The organism is uncultured Pseudomonas sp. (assembly GCF_913774235.1).
Taxonomy (GTDB): domain Bacteria; phylum Pseudomonadota; class Gammaproteobacteria; order Pseudomonadales; family Pseudomonadaceae; genus Chryseomonas.
Window position 1 is genome coordinate 276,286 of record NZ_CAJYDW010000018.1, and the last position, 21,985, is coordinate 298,270.

Below are 21,985 nucleotides of genomic sequence, written 5' to 3' on the forward strand. Positions count from 1 at the left end.
GCGGATTCGGCCCCCTCCTCGTGCATCTATCGTCGATTCACCCGGCGGGCTGGCGCATGCCAGGCGATCGCCCCGGTACGCTTGCCGAGTGCCGGAAGTGTGCACGGAGCCGGTACCTTCGTCGGTTGATCGCGTCCCCGCGGGCCGGCAAGGCTGTGCCAAGGCGTGGCTTAGGGTATCCTCGCGCCCGACCAAATCCGCTACCGATGAGCTGCACAATGGGTTTTGAACAACTAGCCGAGCTTCGCGACCGGCTCCGCGCCGAAAAGGCGCAGCTGCAACCTGCTGCCAAGCAGCAACCTCCGCAGAAGTCTCAGAAGGCGCAAAGACCGCAGAAGCCGCAGAAGCCGCCGCGCGAAGTCAGGTCGCCCGAAGAGGAAGCGGCTTTCGAGGCCATTCGGCGCCTGCAAAAGCACTTCCCGCTGGCCTTCCCGGTCAATCCGGCGCCCAAGGTGCCGCTCAAGGAAGGCATCCTCAAGGATGCCGAACAGCACCTGGGAACGCTCGGCCTCTCCCTCGACCAGCTGAAACTGGGCATCGCGGCCTGGTGCCAGGGGAATCGCTACTGGACGAGCATGAAGGAAAATGCCCCCCGGCTCGACCTCGCCGGCCAACCGGTTGGCGTCGTGACCGCGTCCCAGGCACTGCATGCGGCGCGCCAGGCCCGGCGCAAACGTGCACAGGCCCGCCGCGACAAGGCACCGGCGAAGGACAAGGCGGTCGAGGCCAGTCCTACGCCCCAGGCGGAAGCGGCTCAGTAACAGGGCTAGCACGGCAGCCTGGCTGCCGTGTTGCCGCTGCCATGGATACCCGCTCGGCTTAGATCGCCATGCCTGCCACCGACCGCTACGGTCTGCCGCTCTCGACCTCCTCCAGCGCTGCCGAGCATTACCGGACCGGCGTGGACCTGCTGTTGTCCCTCTGGCCCGGCGCGGCCGGGTCCCTGGAGCGAGCGATCGCCCTGGACCCGGACTTCGCCCTGGGCTGGGCCGCCCGCGCCCGCCTGTACCTGATCGATAACCAGGCGAGCGCCGCACGCAGCGCCATCGAGCGCGCGCAACGCCTGGTCGCACAGCGCGGGACGGAGCGCGAACGCAGTCACGTCCAGGTGCTGCAGCGGCTGGTGGCGGGTGAGTCCGCCCAGGCACTGCAAGGCGCCCTGGACCACGCCGAATGCTGGCCGCGGGATATCCTGATCCTCGGATTGCCCCTCGGCGCCTTCGGTCTGCTGGCGTTTTCCGGCCGTGTCGACCATGACCAGGCCCGGGTCGACCTCTGTGAACGCCATGCCCGGCATTTCGCCGCGGATGACTGGTGGTTCCAGACGTATCACGGCTGGGCGCTCGGTGAGAATGGCGACGTCGTGCGCGGGCGGACCTTGACCGAGCGTGCCCTCGAACGGCGCCGCCAGAACGTCAACGCCGCCCATGCCCTCACCCATGTGCTGCATGAATCCGGCGCCAGCGAAGAGGCGGCACGGCTGATCGCCGACTGGCTGCCCGACTATCCTCGCCATGGCACCCTGCACGGGCATATCGCCTGGCACGGTGCGCTGGTGGCCTTGGAACGGGGTGATGTCCAGGGCGCGCTGGCGCTCTACGAAGCCCAGGTGGCACCGGCCAATTCCACCGCCGGCCCGCTCAACCGGGTGAGCGATAACGCCTCCTTCCTGTGGCGCCTGGCGTTGCAACGCCATGAGGTCTCGCCGGCCCTATGGCAGGCCACGGCCGATAGCGTCACCGGGCTGTTCGAGCAACCCGGGCTGCCCTTCGCCGACGTCCACATGGTCATGATTGCCGCGGCGACAGGCGACCGGTCCGCCGTGGACGCCCGCCTCAACGGACTCGCCGCCCGGACTGCCGCTGGTACCCTCCCCGCTGGCCCCGTCGTCGCCCTGCTGTGTCGGGCCCTGCTGGCCTTCGCCGAGGAAGATTATCGCGCCTGCATCCAGCTGCTCGAACCGGTCCGCGCCGATATCGCCCGCATCGGCGGCAGCGGCGCCCAGCGCCAAGTCTTCGAAGACACCCTGCTGGTAGCGCTCATGCGTGGCGGAGAAAGCGCCAAGGCACTCACCCTGCTGGACGAACGCCTGCATCGACGCCCGTCGCAGCGGGATGAGCGGTGGCGTAGGGCGTTGGTGGCTGAAGGCAACTTCCAATAGCGAGCGATACCACGGCGAGTCCCCACCGGTAGTACCAGACGCTTCGTCTGGCGTAATCAGCGCGGCCTGTCCAATGGATAGCCGTCGCCTTCCCTTCTCCCGCGGCTAGCTTTCACGTTTGAGCAACATCGGCGCCCCGGTGGTGACGTCGAATATCTCCTGCCTGCAGTAGCCATTGGAAAAGGTGAATAACGCGAGATAGCGCTTTTGGGGCTCAGGCGTGAAAGTGCTGTGTACCGGCCCACAGGATCCTTTTCCACCCGAGGCATTCGACCATTCGGAATTCCCATACACCGTATAGGCGGCTCCAACCTCCAGAACCGTTTCTCTAGAGGGCACCGCCTTGAGCATCCCGCTATTCATCTTCTTGGAAAATTTTGCAATCCAGGGCAATAGCAACTCGTCGCCAGTGGCGCCGTCGTAGACCTTGCCAACTTGCACCTCGCCGTGCTCCTTCGACGTCAGTGAATAGGCTACTGGCATAGGGGCACCCGTGCTCCGCAGAAGCAGCACGGCATATTCATCCGTAGGGGTGAAGTTGGTCTGATAACTGACCGGAGCAGGTTTGGCTGGAACCCTGGAGGCGCATCCTACCGCCAGCGAAACCATGCAAAACAGGGAGCAAAGTTTGAGCAGAGGGGGAATGTTCAGCATAGGCTCTCGTCCGTGGCCTTTTTGAAAAGAGGCAGCATGCAGCGTCGGATGCAGCGACAAAAATGCCAGCGGACGGCCGTTTCGGATTTACCGGCTAACGGCAACAGCCTCCCATCTGCCTGATCTCCTTTACCAATTTAGGTGACGACGACGTCGCTACCTGGCTCAACTGTTGGTCAGATACCACCGCCAATCCTGCTCGCCCACCTCGGCCATGAATTGCCGGTATTCCGCGTGCTTGATGGCGAGGTAGACCTCGATGAAACGCTCGCCCAGCGCCTCCCGTGCCCAGGTAGAGCCCTCCAGCGCCCGGAGGGCGGTGAACCAGTCGGTGGGGAGGAATTCGGTGGCCTGCTCGTAGCCATTGCCGACGATGGCCGGGCCTGGATCGAGTTCGTCGCGGATGCCCTGGTGGATGCCGGCGAGGATGGCGGCCGCGGCCAGATAGGGGTTGGCGTCGGCTCCGCAGATACGGTGTTCGATGTGGCGAGTGACGGCCGGGCCGCCCGGGACGCGGAAGGAGACGGTCCGGTTGTTCACCCCCCAGCTCTTGGCCAGGGGCGCATAGCTGTTGGCCTGGAAGCGCCGATAGGAGTTGGCGTTGGGGCAGAAGATCGCCAGGGAGTCGAGCAGCCTGTGCATCATGCCGCCGATGGAGTGGCGCAGCAGCGGCGTGCCCTGGGGATCTTCGCTGGCATAGAGGTTGTTGCCCGCGGCGTCGGCAAGGCTGACGTGCAGGTGCATGCCGCTGCCGGCGCGGTCGCCGAAGGGCTTGGCCATGAAGCAGGCCTGCAGGCCGTGGCGATTGGCGACGCCCTTGACCAGCCGCTTGTAGCGCACGCCTTCGTCGATGGCCTGCAGGGCGTCGAAGCGATGCTCCAGGGTCAGCTCGACCTGACCGGGTGCGTATTCGGAAATGGCGGTACGCACCGGCAGCCCCTGCACCTCGCAGGCGGCGTAGAGATCGTCCAGGAACGGCTGCAACTGCTCCAGCTCGTACACGCCGTAGACCTGGGGCGCCTGGGGTCGACCACCATTCATTTGCAGCGCCGGCTGCGGGCGCCCCTCGGCATCGCGTTCGCGATCCAGCAGATAGAACTCCAGCTCCACCGCCATCACCGGATGGAAGCCATCGGCCTGCAGGCGTTCGATGACGCGCACCAACGCATGCCGTGGGTCGGCCGGGGTCGCCGGCAGGCCCTGGGTCGGGTGCATGCTGACCTGGACCTGGCCGGTGGGCGTGGTGCGCCAGGGTTGCAGGGTCAGGCTGCCGGGTACTGGATAGGTCCAGCAGTCGGCGTCGGCTACCTCCCACACCAGGCCAGTGGACTCGACGTCCTCTCCCTGGATGGTCAGCGCCAGGATGGAGCTGGGCAACGGCCGCCCTTGCTCGTAGATGGCCAGCAGTTCGTCGCGATGCAGCAGCTTGCCGCGGGGTATGCCATTGGCGTCGATCAGCTGCAGCTCGATGTGGCGCACCTCGGGATGGGCGGCGAGGAAGTCCCGGGCTTCCTGGGGATTGGCGAAGTTCATGGCTGGATCTCCCGGGCGCCAGGTAGGGCCAGGAGCTCGGTGAGCCCCTGGTCGAGGGTGGCCAGCAGCCGATCGACGTCGGCCATCTGGAGGTCCGGGCAGCACAGCGTCATGTTATGGAACGGCGTGATGAGGATGCCGCGATTGATCAGATAGAGGTGCAGCGCCTGCTGCAGGCTGTCATGGAAGGCGGCTTCGGCCTGGGCACCGGTCTTGGGCGGCGTCGTGCAGAACTGGAATTCGCAACGGGCGCCCAGCTCGGTCACCGACCAGGCGAGTTCGTGTCGGGCGATCAGACTACGTAAGCCCGCGGCCAGTCGCGCGGCCATGGGCAGCATCTGGGTGTAGTAGGCCGCGGGCGTCATTACCTCTTCCAGGTTGACCCTCAGGCAACGCATGGCCAGGGCGTTGGCCGACAGGGTGGTGCCCATGCCGCTGTGGCCATGGCCGTGACTGGTCTCGCTGGCGTGCTGCTGCGCCAGACGCATGGCCTGGGCCATTTCATGGGTGCAGCCATAGGCCGAACAGGGCACACCGCCGGCGATGGGCTTGCCGAAGGTGATGAAGTCCGGCTGCAGGTTCCAGGCGCGGGTACAGCCACCGGGGCCGGTGGATAGGGTATGGGTTTCGTCGATGATCAGCAGCGTACCGTACTGACGGGTCAGGGCGCGAACCTGCTCCATGAAGCCCGGCTCGGGCAATACCATGCCGATGTTGGTCATGGCCGGTTCGCAGATCAGCGCGGCGACGTCGCCTTTCGCCAGCGCCGCCTCCAGCGCCGCCACATCGTTGAAGGGTACCGCCCGGCTGGTCTCGGCGAGATTGTGCGCCTGGCCGATCAGGCCGCCGCGGTGCACGGTGCGACCCTCCTGATAGCGCACCATCACGTCATCGACGGTGCCGTGATAGCAGCCGTCGAACACCAGCAGCATCTTGCGATTGGTGATGGCACGCGCCCAGCGGATCACGTAGCGGTTGGCATCGGTGGCGGTGGCCGCCACCTGCCAGAACGGCAGGCCGAAGCGTTCGGCGAGCAACTCGCCGGCGACGATCGCGTCCTCCCCCGGCAGCATGGTGGTAAGGCCGCGAGCGCCCTGCTCCGCCAGCGCCCGAGCGATGGGTTCTGGCGAGTGGCCGAACATGCTGCCGGTGTCGCCCAGGCAGAAGTCGACGTATTCATGGCCATCGACGTCATGGAAGCGGGCGCCCTGGGCATGGCTGACGAACAGCGCACTGGGCATCGACCAGTCGCTCATCCAATGCATCGGCACGCCGCCGAACAGGGAATGGCGGGCGCGCTCGGCCAGGGCGAGGGACTTGGGATTCTGCGCGAGGAAGAGCTCGCGCTCGCGAGCGGTGAAGGCCTGTACAGCCGCTTCGCTGATACCACTGGTGGTCATGACGCTAGGTCTCCGAGGTTGGATGAAGGGTCTTGTCCGGCTCAATGGCCGGCCGAGATACCGCGATCTATGGCCAGGTCCGCACCGGTGATGGAGCGGGCGGAGGGCTGGCAAAGGAAGAAGGCCAGGGCGGCGACCTCGTCGGGTTGGACGAAGGTTGCGCTGTCACCCTGGGGATACTTGGCGAGCAGGTCTTGCAGATAGCCGGCGGGATCGCCGTTGCCATAGCGCTCCGCCTGGAAGCTCAGCATGGGCGTCGCCACGTCGCCGGGGGAGATGGCGTTGCAGCGCACGCCGCTGGGCGCCAGATCCAGTGCCAGCGTCTTGGTCATCAGGGTCACCGCGCCCTTGCTGGCGCAGTAGACGGCGGCGTTGCGATTACCCTGGCGGCCGGCGTCGCTGCTGAGGTTGACGATGGCGCCACGGGTTTCCCGCAGGGCGGGAATGGCGGCGGCGCAGAGAAAGAAGCTGGCCTTGAGATTGACGTCCAGCACCAAGTCGAAGTCTTCCTCGCTGAAGGTTTCCGCAGGCCCCTCGCGCCAGACGCCGGCACAATTGACCAGGGCGTCGAGCCGACCCAGGGTCGCCTGGGCGGCCGCGACTACAGCCTGGGGGGCACCGACCTGGCGCAGATCGGCGGCGTGATAGCCCGCCAGTTGGCCTGCGGCCTGGCGAGCAGCCAGCGCCGCACCATCGAGGTCGGTGCCGAAGACCCGCCATCCACCTCGCACGAACTGCTCGCCCACGGCCTGGCCAATGCCACCCAGGACCCCGCTGATCAAGACGACAGGCTGCATGTCAGGCCCCCTTGTTTTCGATGCGGCTGTTGCCGCCGTCCACCACCAGGTATTCCCCAGTGATGTAACTGGCCTCGGGCGAAGCCAGGAAGGCGACTGCCGCCGCCACTTCGGCCGGGCGTCCGGCGCGGCCCACCGGCACCCGGGTCGCCGCCTGCAATTCTTCTGGCAGACTGGAGGCGGTCTCGATCCAGCCGGGCGCCACGGCATTGACCGTGATGCCCTGCCCCGCCACCTCCAGCGCCAGGCTCATGTTCATGCCGACCATGGCTGCCTTGGCCGCGCTGTAGCCCGCCTCTCCCCGATTGCCTGCCCGGGTGCCGGTGGCCGAGCTGACATGGACGACGCGGCCATAGCGGCGCTGCTGCATGCCGGGCAGCACCTCGCGAGTGAGCAGGAAGGCGGTGGTCAGATTGCGCGCCAGGATCAGGTTCCACTCGGCCAGGCTCATCCGCGCCAGCTCGACCAGGGGCTCGGGGCTGCCTTGCATGGTCATGCCGGCGTTGTTGACGAGGATGTCGATACGGCCCCAGCGCGCCTCGGCCCACTGGACGAAATCGATGACGGCGGCTTCGTCGGTCAGATCGAGGGCACGACCTTCGACGGCGTAGCCGGCGGCGCGCAGCTCTTCGACCCGGTCGGCAATGCGGGCGCTGCTGGCGGTGACGACCAACCGTGCCCCTGCCTCGCCCAGCCGCCGGGCGATGGCCATGCCAATACCGGATTCACTGCCGGCACCGCTGACCAGTGCCACCTGCCCCATCATCGTCTCGCTCATGACCGCTCCCTCTATGGCGTTCAGTTGGACTTTAGGCGTGTAGGGCTGATACAAAAAGACGATCGTTATCAACGAAGCTGACAACCATGGCCTTCACCAGCGAAACGCTACGGGTCTTTCTCGCCGTGATCGATGAGGGCTCTTTCTCCGCAGCGGCACGCGCCTTGGGGCGGGTGCCCTCCGCGGTCAACATGGCGATTTCCCAACTGGAGGCCGAGCTGGACCTGGTGTTGTTCGATCGCGCCACCCGCAAGGCCCTACCGACCCCGGCGGCCCGCGCCCTCGAACCCCAGGCCCGCCAGGTGGCGAGCCAGTTGAACCTGCTCGATGCCCACGCCTTGCAGCTGCATGCCGGCCTGGAGCGGCGCTTCGTACTGGTGATGGCACCGGAGCTGCAGACGGGCGCCTGGAGCCGGCCGCTGGTGAGCCTGGCCGAGGAATTTCCGACACTGGAAATCGAGATCCGCTCGGCGGCGCGGGCCGAGGCGATCCGCCTGCTGCACGACGGCAACGTGGACATGGCATTGATCTTCGAGCGTCCGGGCATCGACGAGCACGAAGGCTTCGCCGAAGCCGGCAGCCAGTTGCTCACGGCCGTCGCCGCGCCCGGCTATCCGTCAACCCGCGCAGGTCGGCCACTGGACGAGACGTTGATGGCCGATACCCGCCAGATCGTAGTGGCCGGCGGCGACCGCAATGCCTCGGACCCGCAGATCGTGCTGTCGCAACGGGTCTGGCTGACCGACAGCTACCTGGCCACCCTCGACCTGGTACAGGCTGGCCTCGGCTGGGCCTATCTGCCCCACCCGCTGGTGCGGCCGCTGATCGCCGCCGGCCTGCTCGAACAGGTGCAATTCGACAACATGGCCAGCCAGATCCGCCGCTGGATCGACGTCATCTGGATCAAGAATCGCCCCCAGGGCCTGGGCGCGCGGCGCTATCTACAGCTGCTCCGCGAGCAGATCGGCAGCAAGCCGGAGTAGCACCCTACGCCAACGGCCTGCATTTGATTTGGCGGGTTGCCGATTGCCCAGGTAGCATGGCGGAACGATTCTCATCCAAAGCTGAAACGGCCCAGGGAAAGCGATGTTCGATTTAAACCAGGTAGGCTTTTCGCTCAACGGTCGCGCCTTGCTGCATCCGGTATCCCTGCAACTGCCCCGCGGTCGCACCATCGGCCTGATCGGCCACAATGGCTCGGGAAAGTCGACGCTACTCAAGTTGCTAGCTCGTCAGCTCAGCCCCTCCAGCGGCACCCTGACCCTGGACGGCGAGGATCTCGCTACCTGGAAGACCCAGCGTTATGCCCGGCAGGTGGCCTATCTGCCGCAACAGTTGCCCGCCGCGGAAGGCATGAGCGTCCGGGAACTGGTCGGCATGGGCCGCTATCCCTGGCACGGCGCCCTCGGGCGCTACGGCCAGAAGGATCGCGCTCATGTCGAACGGGCAATGCAGCTAACGGGTACTGCGCGATTCGCCGAACAACTGGTGGATACCCTATCCGGCGGTGAGCGACAGCGGGTGTGGCTGGCGATGTTGCTGGCGCAGGACACCCGCTACCTGCTGCTCGACGAGCCCACCTCCGCGCTGGACATCGCGCACCAGGTCGAGGTGTTGCAGCAGGTCCAGGCGCTGGGTCGGCAACTGGACCTCGGTATCATCCTGGTGCTGCACGAGATCAACATGGCGGCGCGCTATTGCGATCACCTGATCGCCCTGCGCGCGGGTCGGGTGCTGGTGGAAGGTAGCCCTGCCGAGTTGATGAACGGGGATACCCTGCAGGCCATCTATGGCATTCCCATGGATGTCTTCCCCCATCCTCGCGATGGTACACCGCTGGGCTTTCACTGCTAGGCAGCGGGCTGCGGGTCCTTGAGCAGCGGGCAATTGCTGCAGAGGTCCTTATCCGGCAGGCGGTAACGGATGCAGCAGACCCGTCGCTGCCGCCATTGCCAGGATGCCGGCTCAGCGCCGCCTGCCAGGGGCAGTTCGACGTAGATCACCGGCTTGAACAGCGGATTGCGCGCGCCCTGGGCATCGGTCGGTTGGTCGAGCCAATGCTCGAAGGGTGGTAGCGCGCCGGCCTGGGGCCGCACCTTGCGCAATTCGCCGACGAACCATTCCAGGTAGTTGCCGGCATTGCTCCAGAGCACCTTGGGCGACACCCTGATCTGTGCACAGGCGCCTTCGATGAAGGGTCGCAGATTCTCCAGCACCAGCGGCTGGAGCAGGTCCGGATGGTCTGCCGCGAAGCCCTCACCCGCGTGGGGCAACACAAAGGCTTCCGGCACCCGGTCCTCGTTCAACACCAGCTCTAGCTGGTCCACCGCCAGGGGCAGCCGCCAGCGCAGCAGCAACGCCGCCGCCACGACGGGAGGAATCAGCCGGGAAAAATAGTACTTGGACCAGACCGAGAGCAGTGCGCGCCGATCCAGCCCCGGCTCTCCGCCGTAGCTGTCCAGCAGGTCCGGCAGCCCGTCTTTGAGCAGAGAGCCCAGCGGGATCACCGACTGCCCCGGGGTGGGCAGCCGCAGCACCGTGGCGAACGACTGGAGGGGACCGGTGAACAGGGGGGCCAGAGCGGGAATCATCGGTTGCGCGATCCGATAGCGAGGAGATCAGGGTTCATCCGCTTACCTTAGGCGGCTGCCCCATCGAGGCCAAGTTTGGCGGCGACTTACGCCTCATGCCAACACGCAACGGTCGAAGAAACGCTCGCGTTCGAGCAGCATGAGCGCCGCGCGCTTGTGGGGAAAGTCGAAATCTTTCTGCCGATAGAAGCCCTGGCGCTGTAGATGGCCGATCATCCGTTCGTTGTCGGCGCGGGGTTCGCTGACGATGCGCCGGGTGCGCGGCTCGTCCAGCAGCAGGTAGTGCACCAGCGCCGGCAGCCAGCAGGCCACGCGCTGGGGGCCGCGCAGACTGTCCTCGCCCACCAGCATGTGGATACCACGATCATAGTCATCCACGGCGTAGAAAGGCGCGATGCGGTCTTCGGCCGCCCAATAGGCCTCGAAGTAGGCGAAGGGTTGGTCGTCAAGGCTGCCGACCAGGGTCAGCACATGGGGATCGGCGGCCTGCCGCTGCAGGTAGGCCCGGTGTTGCTCGAGGCTGCCCTCCTCTTGCCAGAAGGCCGCTACCCGCGGCTGATTCTGCCAGCGATGGAACAGCGGCAGGTCGTCCTCCACCGCCAGGGCGCGCAGGGCGATCCAGGCGCCCAAGCGATGATCGTAACGGCGATAGACTTCACCCGTTGGCTTGGGTGGACGGCACGGATGCCGGCGCTGGCCGGTCAGTTGCGGCAAGGCCGGATAGCCCGCGCTGCCCGGCTGGCGCAACCAGGGCTGCGGCCATTGCCAGAACTGGGCACGCCAGGTGCGCAAGTCACCCTCGGCGGTCTGGGTCAGCAGTCCCTGGCGCACGGCCTCGGGCAGTGCCGGTAGCCCCTCCCAGAGCAGCGCCGGCGCCTCGGGCGCGCTTAGTAGCAAGCCCAGGGCGAGTACCGCCAGGCGCTCGACGGTCAGGTCGGCGCCCCCTGCCCTGACCTCGACCTTCAGCCCCTCCGGCACCAGCTGTTCGCGGCACCGTAGCCAAAGTTCGTCGCCGACGCGCCACAGGCTGTGGCCGTCGAGGCTCTCATGCACCAGGCGCAAGCCGCCCGGTAGTTGCAGGACCGGGATCATAGCGGGATCTCGCGTGGCTGGGGGTCTTCGTGACGGCCTTCGGTCATGGCCACCACCACCTTGCGCGGGCCCTTGAAGGGGGCACGCCCGTGGGCGGTGAGCATGTTGTCGAGCAAGAGGATGTCGCCGGTGCGCCAGGGAAAGAGGATGCGACACTCGTCCAGTACGCCGCGAATCTCGTCCAGGGCGCTGTCTTCCAGGGGCGCGCCGTCGCCATAGAAGACGTTGCGCGGCAGGTCTTCCTCGCCGACGGTGTCGAGCAACACCTCGCGCATCTCCGGCTCCAGCGCCGAGACGTGGAACAGGTGCGCCTGGTTGAACCAGACCCAGTCGCCGGTACGCGGGTGCTGGGCGACGCCCTGGCAGAGCTGGCGGGTGCGTAATTCGCCGTCCGCCTTCCATTCGCAGGCGATGCCACGGGCGGCGCAAAAGCGCTCCACGGCCGCGCGGTCCGCGGTGTCGAACACCTGCTGCCAGGCCACGTCCAGGCCGTTGCCATAATTGCGCACGTAGCTCAGCCGGCGTTCGGCGAAGCGTCGGCGCAGGGCCGGATCGATGCGGGCGAACACCTGGCGGCTATCGGCGATGGGCGTCTCACCGCCCTCTTCGGCGGCCTGGGCGCAATAGAACCAGATGCGCATGGGCCAGTCGCAGGTGTAGGCCTGCTCGTTGTGCAGGGGTATCCACTGGCGCGCGGGGTATTCGGTCGAGGTATAGACGCCGTCGGCGGTCACCCGGCTCCGCGGGGTGGAACCGAACTCGTAGTTCAGCAGCGGATGACCGAAGCCGCTGGCGAAGGCCTGGAAGCCGGCGACGCCCGGATCGGCGAAGCCATGCAGGAGCATACCGCCGGCTGTTTCCAGATGCTGGTCCACCAGGGCATGCAGCGCGCTGGAAACATCACCCAGCCCGCACCCCGGCGCGCGCGGGGATAGGCGGAGCGGCAGGCCGGGCTCCAGTTCCAGAAGGTCCGCAGGTAGCGTATTCATGGTGGACCTCCGCTCTAGTTGGCCATGGCCTGGCGCAGGCTCAGGGGGCGCATGTCGGTCCACACCTGCTCGATATGAGCCAGGCAGGTGGCCTTGTCGCCGCTGACGCCGACGGCGGTCCAGCCGGCCGGCAGGGCCTTGTAGTCCGGCCAGATCGAATACTGCTCTTCGGCATTGATGACGACCTGGAACTGGGTGGTGTCGCTGTCGAAACTCATCGCTATCTCCTGCAAGACAACCGCCTCGTGCGGCTTTCCTCTTAGAGGACGAACGAGGGGCACGGCTGTTCAGCGCCCATTCGGCGGTGGCGGCAAGCCACGCAGCGCAGTGGCGACCTGATGCGCCAGCAGCGTCACGCTGGCCGGACCGCCAAAGGTCCAGTAGGGACTAGGCAGACTGGCATAGCGACCGCTGTATGCCAGCGGCATGGCCTGCCACAGACGCGAATGGAAGAAGGGATGCCCGGTCTGCTCGCCGACGAAGAGTGCCGTGAGGTCCGGCACCGCGGCGATCTCCTGCACATCGTGGTAGCGATGCAATATCCGGTCGGAGGCCAGCGGCCAGGGGTCGCGACCACCCAGACGACGGACCAGAGCATTGATCAGCACCCGTCGATTGAGGGTGATGAACACCCCCTGCTGCGGCAGCGGGAAGAGTACGGCCAAGGGCCGACCGACGATGCCCGCCTGCTGGGCGGCGGCCTCGGCGTCTGCCACGGCACGGTCAGCCTGAAGATTCACCGCCGCCGCCTCCTCTGCCCGGCCGAGTCGCCTACCGAGATCGCTGAGCAGGGCGCTGGCGCGGGCCACGGCGTCATCGTCCGTCTCCATTCCATAGCGGTAGAGCAGCGTCGGGCCCAGGCTCTCCAGGCGGCGGAACAGCCCCAGGTGGAGATAGCCGGAGCCGAGGATCACATCCGGCCGTAGCCGGGCGATGGCTTCGAGATCGGGTTGCTGGACGCTGCCGAGGGGCTGGGCGTCTTTCAGCAGGTCGGCGCCGAGTCCGACATAGCGTCGATAGCCGGCCAGGTTCGCCACTCCCACCGGCGCCAGCCCCAGGGAGGTCACCAGTTCGGTGGCGACATCGTCGAGGGTGACGATGCGCAGCGGGCGTTCGGGCAGTTGCGCCGACTGGCGGGCGACCAGGTCGTCGGCGGCGCACGCGCCTGTAGCGAGCAACAGGGCGAACAGCAGGACGAGTAACGCACGCATGCTCATCGGCGCACCCGCCGATAGCTGCGCGCCAGCAGCAGCAGGAAGGCCGGCGCACCGAGGGCCGCGGTGGCGATACCCAGGGGAATGTCCAGCGGCGCCAGACTCCAGCGTGCCAGCAGATCGGCCAGCACCAGCAGGCAGGCCCCCAGCAGCGGCGCCACCAACAGGCGCTGACGCGCCCGGTGCAGACCGAGCAGGCGCACGCCATGGGGCACCAGCAAGCCGACGAAGGCCACCGGGCCGACCACCGCCACGGCCGCCGCGATCAACACACTGGCCAGGGTCACCAGCAACAGTCGGCGACTGGCCACGGACAGACCCAGGCCGCTGGCCACGCCCTCGTCCAGCCCCAGCAGATCCAGCCAGCGCGCGGTGAGGCTGGCAGCACCCAGCCCGAGCACCAGCCAGGGCAAGAGCGCCCTGACATCGTCCCAGGTGCGGCCGTAACTGCTGCCCACCATCCAGGTCAGCGCCTGGGCCACGTTGCTCGCATACTGGGCGATCAGCACGCTGGACAGCGCCAGCACCAGGCCGCTGATGGCAAAGCCGGTCAGCACCAGGCGGAGGGGTTCCAGCCCGCGGCGCAGGTTGACACCTATCACCCAGGCCAGGGCGAGACCGGCGCCTAGCCAGGCCAGGGGGAAGCGCCATTCGGCCGCCAGGTCCGGGACCAGGATGATGGCCCCCAGCACCGCCAGTCCGGCGCTCTGGCTGACCCCGAGTATTTCCGGTCCGGCCAGGGGATTGCGTGTCACCGCCTGCAGCAGCAGCCCGCTGGTGGCCAGCAGTGCGCCCGCCCCGGCGTCCACCAGTAGCCGCGGCAAGCGCAGATCCAGCAGTATCCAGGCCTCGGGCGCACCGGCGACCAGCGTCTGCAGAAAGACCCAGGCGCCCGGGCCGATACCGCAGAGACCGACCAGTATCAGGCCCAGCAACAGCACCAGCAGGCCGCCAGCGAGCGGCCAGGCCGCACCGCGCCGTGTGCCGGCCTCGCTGGCCAGCAGCCCCACGGCGGCACGCGGGCCGACGCTCAAGCGCCCCAGGAGCAGCAGCAGGCAGAGCGAGCCCAGCAGCGCCGAGAGCACGCCCAGTGGCAGGCTGATCCAGCCGGACAACAGGCGGACCAGCCCATCGGCGGCCAGGGTCAGCACGGCGCCCCAGAGTCCGGACAGCGCGACCAGGTGGGAAGGACGGCTGACGCCCAGGCCGAGGCGCAGCAGATTGGGCGCGATCAGGCCGATGAAGCCCAGGGGGCCGGCCAGCTGGATGGCCAGCGCGGTCAGGGCGCTGGCCAGCAGCAGGCTGCTGGCCTTGATCCCGGCCGGTGGCAGACCCAGGCCGCGCATCTGGCCATCCCCCAGCCGCGACAGGTCCAACGGCCGCCGCAGCAGCCAGACGACCAGCAAAGCCAGGGGCAGCAGCGGCGCGGCGACTTGCAGATGCCCCCAACCCAGCTGCCGCAACGAACCGGTATTCCACAGCGAGAGCACCATGGCGGCCCGGTCGTTGAGACTGAGAAAGAGGGTGATGGCCGCGGCGGCGGCCTGGGCGATGGCCACACCGGCCAGCGTCAGGCGCAAGGGCGTGGTGTGCCAGCCGCCAGCCATGGCGAAGGTGAACAGGGCCGCCAGCAGGCCGCCGAGAAACACCAGTGGCAGCCCGAGAAAGGCCGGCAGCAGCAGGCTCAGGATGAGTCCCACCTGGGCGCCGGCGGTGATGCCGAGCAGATCGGGAGACGCCAGGGGATTACGGGTGACCACCTGCATGAGCGCCCCGGCGATCCCCAGGCTCGCCCCTACCACCAGGCCGGCCACGGCGCGTGGCAGTTGCAACCACCAGAGGGCCAATCCCGGCCAGGAGGGCGTGGCGGACCAAGGGGCGAGCCAGGCTTGCGCATTCGGCCAGCCAGTGGCGAACAGCGCCTGCCAGAGAAACAGGCCAAGCAGCAACAGGCTGCCCAGACCGAGGGAAAGAGGCCAAGCGGGCGACCGCGGGACGGTGCCCCTGGGGGACTGCGACATGGAGACTTCGCTTAAGCAACGCGGGCGAAGCCAGTTGGCTTCGCCCGTGACGGGAGAGCGGGAGCCACGCCGGCAACGGCGTGGCATTCGACCTTACCAGCGATAGGCGACAGTGCCTATAACGCTGCGTTCGTCGCCCCAGTAGCAACGCCCGGCATCGTTGCAACCCGAAACGTACTCCTTGTCGAACAGGTTCTTGGCATTGACGTCCAGCGACCAGTGGCGGTCGAAGTCATAGCCGATACCGGCGTCCACCAAGGTGACGTCGCCGGTGTCCAGCTTGCCGTAGGTGGTGGTGTAGGAGTAGACGCTGTCGATGTAGCGCACCCCGCCGGACAGGCGCAGGCCGCGCAGCTCGCCGTCCTTGAAGCGGTAGGTCAGCCAGCTGGAGGCGAAGTTGCGCGGCACCCCGGTCATCTGCCGATCCTCGAAGCGCGAGCCAGGGGCATCCTTGGTGATCCGGGCGTCGGTGTAGGTGTAGGCCGTCACCCAGTTCAGGTTGTCGGTGAGATTGCTGTTGATCTCCAGCTCGAAGCCCTTGGAGCGGCTCTCCCCGACCTGGCGTGGCAGGTTGTTCTCGGTGATGACGTCGTTGTCCTTGCGCAGGTCGAACGCCGAGGCCGTGACACTGGTATTCCAGCCCTTGGGTTCGTACTTCACCCCGACTTCGTACTGCTCGCTGGTGATGGGGCTGAACGCCGGGCCGTTCACCGGCGGCTGCTGGACCGGCACGAAGCCGCGGGCATAGCTGACATAGGGCGACAGGCCGTTGTCGAACTGGTACATCAACCCGGTCTGCCAGGTGAACTTGTGGTTCCAGTCGCTATCGTCCTGGGCCGGACTGAGCAGCGTCCGCTTGTTGCGGTACTCGCTCTGGGCCCAGTCCATGCGGCCACCCACCAACATGATCCAGTTGTCGTACTTGGTCTGCAGCTGGCTGTAGGTGCCGTACAGATTTTGCGTGAGCAGGCTGTTGGTCACCGAGAGGGGGGTGGCCGGGTCACCGCGGTAGACCGGATCGAACACGTTGATGCTGCTAATCTGCCCGGCATCCCAATCCTGGCTGAAGGAGGTGCGGTCGTAGCCGGCGCCGAACAGCAGGGTGTGATGGAAGTCGCCGGTGTCGAACTTGCCTTCGAGCTGGTTATCCAGGGAATAAACCATGGACTTGTTCTGGCGGTCATAGGCCGAGGCCGACAGGGTGGTGCCGAAGCCACCCTGGTTGAGGGTATTCGGCCAGATCTCATGCCGGTCGATGCGCGACTGCAGGTAGCGGGAGTTCTGGCGGAAGGTCCAGACGTCGTTGAACTGGTGGGAGAATTCGTAGCCCAGGCTCCAGGTCTCGCGCTCGAACTTGTCCCAGTCCGGATTGCCGAGCATGGCGTGACGGCTGATCTTGCCATTGGGATTGTTGAGCAGGGTGCCCGCCGCCGGATAGCCCAGTTCGATGGCGGTGCGGTCGCGCTGGTAGCTGGAGAGCAGCGTCAGGGCGGTGCTGTCGTTCAGGTTGAAGGTGATCGAGGGCGCGATATAGAAGCGGTCGTCGGGGACATGGTCCACCTGGGTGTCGGACTTGCGCCCCAGCATGACCACCCGCCCCAGCACGCTGCCGTCGTCGGTGAGCGGCCCGGAAACGTCCACGCCCAGTTGGCGCCGGTTGTTGCTGCCATAGCTGGCCTGGACTTCACCACGGGAATCGGCGGTGGGTCTCTTGCTGACCAGGTTGACCAGGCCACCGGGGGCGTTCTCGCCGTACAGGATGGAGCTCGGGCCGCGGAATATTTCGACCCTTTCCAGCCCATAGGGCTCCGAGGTGGTGTCGTAGCGGTTGCCCTGCACTCTCAGACCGTCGCGATAGAGGCCGTAGCCATAGTCGGTGGCATTGAAACCGCGGATGAAGAAGTAGTCGCCGGCCAGGCCGTCGCCCACGGCGAACGGCGGCGCGAAGATGCCCGGGGTGTAGCCGAGGATGTCGGTCAGGGTCTGCGCCTGTTGGTCCTCGATGCGTTGCTGGGTGACGACCGACACCGAACGCGGGGTTTCCGCGAGCGGGGTGTTGGTCTTGCTGGCAGCCGCACTGTTGTTGGCCTTGTAGCCCACGTCCGGGCCGACTGGCGAGGGCTCGGCCTCGGCGGTGATGGTGGTCGGCGCGATGGTGACGGGTGTTTCCTTCGTCTGGGCCGCCGCCTGGGTCTGCCAGGCGATGGCCGCTGCCAGCAGGGTGATATGGAATCCGTGAGCTACGACTTTGTGCATGGCTACCAACTGTCCTTGAAATATCCTTGAAACCGCGCGCTAGGCGCGCTTCCCCCTAAAGCGCCACTACTTTATTACATGGCAATAAGATATCAAATCAGAATCGTTACTATTTAGAAAAAGTTCCCTGCCCGATGGCCTTCCCTGGCCGGTGGCCAGATCTAGGCAGCCGCCATCACCGAGCGCAATGCGGTTGCCAGGCACTCGGCGATCTGGTCGATCTGCTCGGGTTGCACGATGAGCGGTGGCAGGAAGCGCAACACGGCGCCGTGGCGTCCACCGACTTCGATGATCAGGCCGCGGCGCAGGCACTCCTGCTGCAGGCGCGCGGCCAATACCCCATCGGCCAGGGGATGCCCCTGGCGGTCGGTCGGGCCGTCGGGGCGTACCACCTCCACCCCGAGCATCAGCCCCCTACCCCGGACATCGCCCAATTGCGGATAGTCGCGCTGCAAGGCGCGCAGGTGCCCGGCGAGGCGCTCGCCCATGGCGGCCGCGTGCAACTCCAGGCGCTGCTCGCGCACCAGACGCAAGGTGGCGGTACCGGCGGCCATGGCCAGCTGGTTGCCGCGGAAGGTGCCGGCGTGGGCACCGGGCGCCCAGCGATCCAGCGACTCGTGGTAGACCACCACCGCCAGTGGCTGGCTGCCGCCGATGGCCTTGGACAGGACCAGCACATCGGGTTCGATGTCGGCATGCTCGAAGGCGAAGCGCCGGCCGCTGCGGGCGATGCCGGACTGGATCTCGTCCAGCACCAGGGGTACGCCGGCTTCACGGGTGATCCGCCGGACCTCGCGCAGCCAGGTGATGGACGCCGGATTCACCCCGCCCTCCCCCTGGATCGGCTCGACGATCAGCGCCGCCGGCGGCAGCACCCCGCTCTCCGGGTCGTTGAGCATCGTCTCCAGATAATTCAGCGCCGCCCGCTCGCCCAGTTCGCCGCCCAGGCCGAAGGGACAACGATAGGCGTGGGGAAAGGGTATGAACTGCACGCCGCCGTTCATACCGTCCAGATGGCGCTTGGGTCCATGGCTGCCCATCAGGCCCAGCGCGCCCTGGGTCATGCCGTGGTAGGCGCCGTGACAGGCCAGCAACTGACGGCGGCCGGTGGCGGTACGCACCAGCTTGAGGGCGGCTTCCACCGCATCGGTACCGGCCGGGCCGCAGAACTGGATGCGCGCGTTGCGGGCGAAGTCCTCCGGCAACAGGGCATAGAGCTCGCGGATGAAGTCGTCCTTGGCTTCGGTCATCAGGTCGAGGGTGTGCAGGGGCCGCTCGCCATCGAGCAGGCCGCGCATGGCGTCGAGGACCACCGGGTGGTTGTGGCCGAGGGCCAGGGTGCCGGCGCCAGCCAGGCAGTCGATGAACCAGCGGCCCTCGCTGTCCTGTACATGGATGCCCTGGGCCCGGCGCACCTCCAGCGGCAGCCGCCGCGGATAGCTGCGCGCATTGGACTCCAGGGCGGCCTGGCGCTCCAGGCGCGGAGTGCTGGTGAAGCGGTAGTCGGCATCGGCGGGGACGCGCGGCAGCGAATGGCTAGCGGACATGATCGTATTCCTCGAAACCCGGGGTGCGGGCGCTATGGGCAAGAGATGAATTCAGGCATTCGGCGACGTCGGCCAGCAGGCGCGGATCGCGGACGATGCCCAGGTGGTCGGCATCGATCCAGCGCGACTGCGCCAGGGGGCGTCCCAGTCCCTGCTCCAGCAGGGCTTGGCCGTTATGGTTGTTTTCCGGCGAGCGGCTGGCCCACCAGGCGTGGACCGGAGCGCGCAGGGGCTGCAGGTGCGGGTGTTGGTGGGCCAGGCCGTGCAGATGGGCCTCGACGGCCAGCAACTGCGCCCAGGCACCGCTCTCCTCGACCGTGGCATCGCCTGCCGTGGGTGCCGGCCGCCGGACCAGGCCCGCGCCGGGGACATAGCCGTCGACCAGCCCGACGAAGGCCACCGGCTTGCCCAGGCGTTCGAGCAGGCTGGCCATTTCCAACACCAGGGCGCCGCCCAGGGACCACCCCAGCAGCCGATAGGGGCCGCGTGGCTGGGTCTCCAGCAGCACCCGCACATAGTCGCGAGCCAGTTGCGCCAGGCTGGTGTCACGCCAATTGGGGTCGAGGATCTGGCGGTTCTGCAGGCCCCAGACATCCCAGCTGCCAGACAGCCGACTGGCCAGGGGGTAGTAGCCCACCAGGGTGCCGCTGACCGGATGGGGGCAGAACAACGGCGGCTGCCCGCTGCTGCCCGGTGTTAGGTGCAGCCGCGGATCGGCGCCCTGGGCCACGGCGGCGGGCGCCGCAGCCGTGGCGCTGGCGGCGAGAGCGGCCAAGGCCTGGTCGAAGGCAGCGAGCAGGCGCTCCACCGTGGCCGCCGCATAGCGTTCACCGCTGTAGCGGCAGCTCAGTCCTAGGCGGCCGTCGTAGACCTGGGCGTTGATCTCCAGCTCGCGCAAGAGCGGGGTGGCCGGATCGATCAGTTCGCCAAAGGTCTCCCGAGCCGGGACGAAACGACCATCGCCTAGGGCGCCGTCGAGTTGGCCCAGGTAGTTGAAGGCCAGCGGCGGTTCCGGCTGGTCGACCAGGGCCGCGGCCTTGGCCAGGTAGCGCAGCGCGCCATAGTCCAAGCCGCGCTGGCCCCCCGCTGCGAGCTGGGCCCTCAGGCCCTGCAAGGTTGCCCGCGGACTCTCGCCACAGCTCAAGCGCAGCGGATAGAGACTAGTGAACCAGCCCAGGGTGCGGCCCGGATCGAGATCGGCGAACAGGGCCTCGCGGCCATGGCCTTCCAGGGCGATGACATGGCCGTCCTGGCCGCTCCAGTCGCGCACCGCCTCGGCCAGGGCCGCCAGCAGCACCTCGTCGAGCCGCGCGCCTAGGGCGGTCGGGGCCTCGCGCAGCAGCCAACGGGTGCGGGCGGGATCGAGTTGCACTTCGGCCGTACACACCTGGTCCTGGATGGCGCCGCCCGTGGGCTGGTCCACCGGCCAGTCCGGCCGCGGCACCAGGGCCTGCCAGAACGCCAGGCGGGACTGGGCTACGGGCTGCGCCGACCATTCTGCCAGGCGTTCGGCCCAGGCCTGGTAGGCCGGGGGGCGGGGCTCGTCGATCAGGGGTTCGTCGCGCCCCAGGGCCGAATAGATCCGCCCGAGGTCGTCCAGCAGCAGCCGCCAGGAAACACCGTCCATGATCAGGTGGTGGGCGCAGAGGAACAGGCGCTGATCGCCCTCTGGATAGCGCGCCAGGACCAGCCGCAGCAGCCCGCCACGGGCCAGGTCGAAGCTGCGCTGGGTCCGCGCGCAGAGGGCTTCCAGCGCCGCTGCATCGGCCACCTCGACCTGCTGCAGCACATGTTCGACGCGGACATCGTCACGGTAGCCGGCCTGCCAGCCCTCGCTGGTTGGCCAGAAGGCCAGGCGCAGTACGTCGTGCCGTTGCAGCAGCCAGGCCACGGTAGCCGCCAGCCGCGCCGGGTCCAGGGGCTCGCGCACCTCCAGCAGCAGGGCCTGGTTCCAGTGCGCGGGATTGGGTAGCGGCTGAGCGAAGAAGTGCGCCTGGATCGGCGTCAGGCGCTGTTCGCCCTGGGCCGGCTCCCAGGCGGGTTGGGTGGCGAGGGGTTGGAGACAGAGCGCCAGGTCGGCGAGTCTCGGGCTACGGAAGACCTCCTTGGGCCCCAGGTGCCAGCCCGCGCGTTGCAGGCGACTGATCAGCGCCAGGGACTGGATGGAGTCTCCACCCAGCTCGAAGAAGCCGGACGCCCGCCCGACCCGCTCGACGCCCAGCAGTTCGCGCCAGAGTGCAGCCAGCAGTTCCTCACGGGGGCCCTGGGGCTCCTCATCGAGGGGCTGGCTGACGAGTTCCGGTGGCGGTAGCGCCCGGCGATCCAGCTTGCCGTTGGGCAGCTGCGGCAGGCGCTCCAGGAGCACCAGATGCTGCGGGACCAGATGGCCCGGCAGGCGCTGGCGCAGTCGTTCCAGCAGCGCCGTCTCCTGTAGCTGGGCGCCGCCGACATAGCCCACCAGGCGCATGCCAGCCGGGGTCTCGCGGACCATGACCAAGGCCTCGCGCACGCCCGGGCAGGCCTTGAGCGCCGCCTCGATCTCGCCGGTCTCGATACGGAAGCCGCGCAGCTTGATCTGCTGGTCGGCACGACCGAGGTATTCCAGTAGCCCCTCGGCGTTGAGCCGCACCCGGTCGCCGGTACGGTAGAGCCGCTCGCCGGCGCGGAAGGGATTGGGCACGAAGCGCTGCGCCGTCTCGCCGGGGCGCTCCAGATAGCCACGGGCCAGGGCGCCACCCAGATAGAGCTCGCCCTCCACACCCACCGGCAGCAGGTTGAGATCGGCGTCCAGCACATAGCCCTGGCGTTCACCCACCAGATCGCCGATGGGCGCATAGGCGCTGCTGAAATCCGCCGTGGCTGCGGGTGCACGCCAGAGGGTCGGGGTGATGACGGTTTCGGTCGGGCCATAGCCGTTGATGACCCATTCGGGCTGCAGGTACGCCACCACCT

18 protein-coding genes are annotated in these 21,985 nt (G+C 67.5%); 4 read left to right on the forward strand and 14 right to left on the reverse strand.

Annotated elements, in window-relative coordinates:
* Positions 1-218: 218 nt before the first annotated feature.
* Both QZ471_RS20470 and QZ471_RS20475 read left to right on the forward strand, forming a co-directional pair.
* Entirely contained in the window at positions 219-761 is a 543-nt protein-coding gene (locus QZ471_RS20470; protein WP_295467261.1) for a ProQ/FinO family protein, read from the forward strand.
* Between the two features lie 68 nt (positions 762-829).
* Positions 830-2,161: a tetratricopeptide repeat protein gene (locus QZ471_RS20475; protein WP_295467263.1), complete on the forward strand. Its 1,332-nt coding sequence runs from the start codon at positions 830-832 to the stop codon at positions 2,159-2,161.
* A 105-nt stretch (positions 2,162-2,266) separates the two neighbouring features.
* On the opposite strand, the gene QZ471_RS20480 is transcribed toward QZ471_RS20475, so the two are convergent.
* From QZ471_RS20480 to QZ471_RS20500, 5 genes are all read right to left on the reverse strand, one after another.
* Positions 2,267-2,815 (reverse strand): hypothetical protein, encoded by a 549-nt coding sequence (locus QZ471_RS20480; RefSeq protein ID WP_295467265.1) that lies wholly within the window; start codon positions 2,813-2,815, stop codon positions 2,267-2,269.
* 165 nt (positions 2,816-2,980) lie between these two features.
* Positions 2,981-4,348, reverse strand: coding sequence for a glutamine synthetase family protein (locus QZ471_RS20485; RefSeq protein ID WP_295467267.1), 1,368 nt, complete (start codon positions 4,346-4,348; stop codon positions 2,981-2,983).
* Positions 4,345-5,748: an aspartate aminotransferase family protein gene (locus QZ471_RS20490; RefSeq protein ID WP_295467269.1), complete on the reverse strand. Its 1,404-nt coding sequence runs from the start codon at positions 5,746-5,748 to the stop codon at positions 4,345-4,347. Before QZ471_RS20490 ends, QZ471_RS20485 begins: the two co-directional genes overlap by 4 nt.
* A gap of 41 nt (positions 5,749-5,789) precedes the next feature.
* On the reverse strand, positions 5,790-6,545 hold the full coding sequence (locus QZ471_RS20495; protein WP_295467271.1) for an SDR family oxidoreductase: 756 nt from the start codon (positions 6,543-6,545) through the stop codon (positions 5,790-5,792).
* 1 nt (position 6,546) lies between these two features.
* Positions 6,547-7,323, reverse strand: coding sequence for an SDR family NAD(P)-dependent oxidoreductase (locus tag QZ471_RS20500; protein ID WP_295467273.1), 777 nt, complete (start codon positions 7,321-7,323; stop codon positions 6,547-6,549).
* Between the two features lie 86 nt (positions 7,324-7,409).
* On the opposite strand from QZ471_RS20500, the gene QZ471_RS20505 reads away from it, so the two are divergent.
* Together QZ471_RS20505 and QZ471_RS20510 are read left to right on the forward strand one after the other, a co-directional pair.
* The gene (locus tag QZ471_RS20505) at positions 7,410-8,306 is read left to right on the forward strand and encodes a LysR family transcriptional regulator (protein ID WP_295467275.1); all 897 of its coding nucleotides are present in this window, start codon (positions 7,410-7,412) and stop codon (positions 8,304-8,306) included.
* Between the two features lie 103 nt (positions 8,307-8,409).
* Entirely contained in the window at positions 8,410-9,177 is a 768-nt protein-coding gene (locus tag QZ471_RS20510) for an ATP-binding cassette domain-containing protein (RefSeq protein ID WP_295467277.1), read from the forward strand.
* Here the strand turns inward: QZ471_RS20510 and fhuF are convergent.
* From fhuF to QZ471_RS20555, 9 genes are all read right to left on the reverse strand, one after another.
* Entirely contained in the window at positions 9,174-9,914 is a 741-nt protein-coding gene (gene fhuF, locus QZ471_RS20515; RefSeq protein WP_295467279.1) for a siderophore-iron reductase FhuF, read from the reverse strand. The two genes, QZ471_RS20510 and fhuF, sit on opposite strands and share 4 nt — an antisense overlap.
* 93 nt (positions 9,915-10,007) lie before the next feature.
* Entirely contained in the window at positions 10,008-11,006 is a 999-nt protein-coding gene (locus tag QZ471_RS20520) for a GNAT family N-acetyltransferase (RefSeq protein WP_295467281.1), read from the reverse strand.
* A complete protein-coding gene (locus QZ471_RS20525) occupies positions 11,003-11,995 on the reverse strand; it encodes a TauD/TfdA family dioxygenase (protein WP_295467283.1) in 993 nt (330 codons plus the stop codon). Before QZ471_RS20525 ends, QZ471_RS20520 begins: the two co-directional genes overlap by 4 nt.
* A gap of 14 nt (positions 11,996-12,009) precedes the next feature.
* Positions 12,010-12,219 (reverse strand): MbtH family protein, encoded by a 210-nt coding sequence (locus QZ471_RS20530; RefSeq protein ID WP_295467309.1) that lies wholly within the window; start codon positions 12,217-12,219, stop codon positions 12,010-12,012.
* Between the two features lie 63 nt (positions 12,220-12,282).
* Positions 12,283-13,206, reverse strand: coding sequence for an ABC transporter substrate-binding protein (locus tag QZ471_RS20535; protein WP_295467285.1), 924 nt, complete (start codon positions 13,204-13,206; stop codon positions 12,283-12,285).
* A 2-nt stretch (positions 13,207-13,208) separates the two neighbouring features.
* Positions 13,209-15,230 (reverse strand): iron ABC transporter permease, encoded by a 2,022-nt coding sequence (locus tag QZ471_RS20540; protein WP_295467287.1) that lies wholly within the window; start codon positions 15,228-15,230, stop codon positions 13,209-13,211.
* A 93-nt stretch (positions 15,231-15,323) separates the two neighbouring features.
* Positions 15,324-17,486 (reverse strand): TonB-dependent siderophore receptor, encoded by a 2,163-nt coding sequence (locus QZ471_RS20545; protein WP_295467288.1) that lies wholly within the window; start codon positions 17,484-17,486, stop codon positions 15,324-15,326.
* 161 nt (positions 17,487-17,647) lie between these two features.
* On the reverse strand, positions 17,648-19,033 hold the full coding sequence (locus tag QZ471_RS20550) for a diaminobutyrate--2-oxoglutarate transaminase (RefSeq protein ID WP_295467290.1): 1,386 nt from the start codon (positions 19,031-19,033) through the stop codon (positions 17,648-17,650).
* Positions 19,023-21,985 (reverse strand): condensation domain-containing protein (locus QZ471_RS20555; protein ID WP_295467292.1); only part of this gene is annotated, 2,963 nt, incomplete at its 5' end. The genes QZ471_RS20555 and QZ471_RS20550, both read right to left, overlap by 11 nt.

Excerpts from the sequence above, each read along its gene's own strand:
- QZ471_RS20490 (WP_295467269.1), bottom strand. The coding sequence starts at position 5,748 with ATGACCACCAGTGGTATCAGCGAAGCGGCTGTACAGGCCTTCACCGCT.
- QZ471_RS20545 (WP_295467288.1), bottom strand. The coding sequence starts at position 17,486 with ATGCACAAAGTCGTAGCTCACGGATTCCATATCACCCTGCTGGCAGCG.
- QZ471_RS20535 (WP_295467285.1), bottom strand. The coding sequence starts at position 13,206 with ATGCGTGCGTTACTCGTCCTGCTGTTCGCCCTGTTGCTCGCTACAGGC.
- QZ471_RS20510 (WP_295467277.1), top strand. The coding sequence starts at position 8,410 with ATGTTCGATTTAAACCAGGTAGGCTTTTCGCTCAACGGTCGCGCCTTG.
- QZ471_RS20485 (WP_295467267.1), bottom strand. The coding sequence starts at position 4,348 with ATGAACTTCGCCAATCCCCAGGAAGCCCGGGACTTCCTCGCCGCCCAT.
- QZ471_RS20550 (WP_295467290.1), bottom strand. The coding sequence starts at position 19,033 with ATGTCCGCTAGCCATTCGCTGCCGCGCGTCCCCGCCGATGCCGACTAC.
- QZ471_RS20495 (WP_295467271.1), bottom strand. The coding sequence starts at position 6,545 with ATGCAGCCTGTCGTCTTGATCAGCGGGGTCCTGGGTGGCATTGGCCAG.
- QZ471_RS20505 (WP_295467275.1), top strand. The coding sequence starts at position 7,410 with ATGGCCTTCACCAGCGAAACGCTACGGGTCTTTCTCGCCGTGATCGAT.
- QZ471_RS20540 (WP_295467287.1), bottom strand. The coding sequence starts at position 15,230 with ATGTCGCAGTCCCCCAGGGGCACCGTCCCGCGGTCGCCCGCTTGGCCT.
- fhuF (WP_295467279.1), bottom strand. The coding sequence starts at position 9,914 with ATGATTCCCGCTCTGGCCCCCCTGTTCACCGGTCCCCTCCAGTCGTTC.
- QZ471_RS20520 (WP_295467281.1), bottom strand. The coding sequence starts at position 11,006 with ATGATCCCGGTCCTGCAACTACCGGGCGGCTTGCGCCTGGTGCATGAG.
- QZ471_RS20480 (WP_295467265.1), bottom strand. The coding sequence starts at position 2,815 with ATGCTGAACATTCCCCCTCTGCTCAAACTTTGCTCCCTGTTTTGCATG.
- QZ471_RS20500 (WP_295467273.1), bottom strand. The coding sequence starts at position 7,323 with ATGAGCGAGACGATGATGGGGCAGGTGGCACTGGTCAGCGGTGCCGGC.
- QZ471_RS20475 (WP_295467263.1), top strand. The coding sequence starts at position 830 with ATGCCTGCCACCGACCGCTACGGTCTGCCGCTCTCGACCTCCTCCAGC.
- QZ471_RS20525 (WP_295467283.1), bottom strand. The coding sequence starts at position 11,995 with ATGAATACGCTACCTGCGGACCTTCTGGAACTGGAGCCCGGCCTGCCG.
- QZ471_RS20470 (WP_295467261.1), top strand. The coding sequence starts at position 219 with ATGGGTTTTGAACAACTAGCCGAGCTTCGCGACCGGCTCCGCGCCGAA.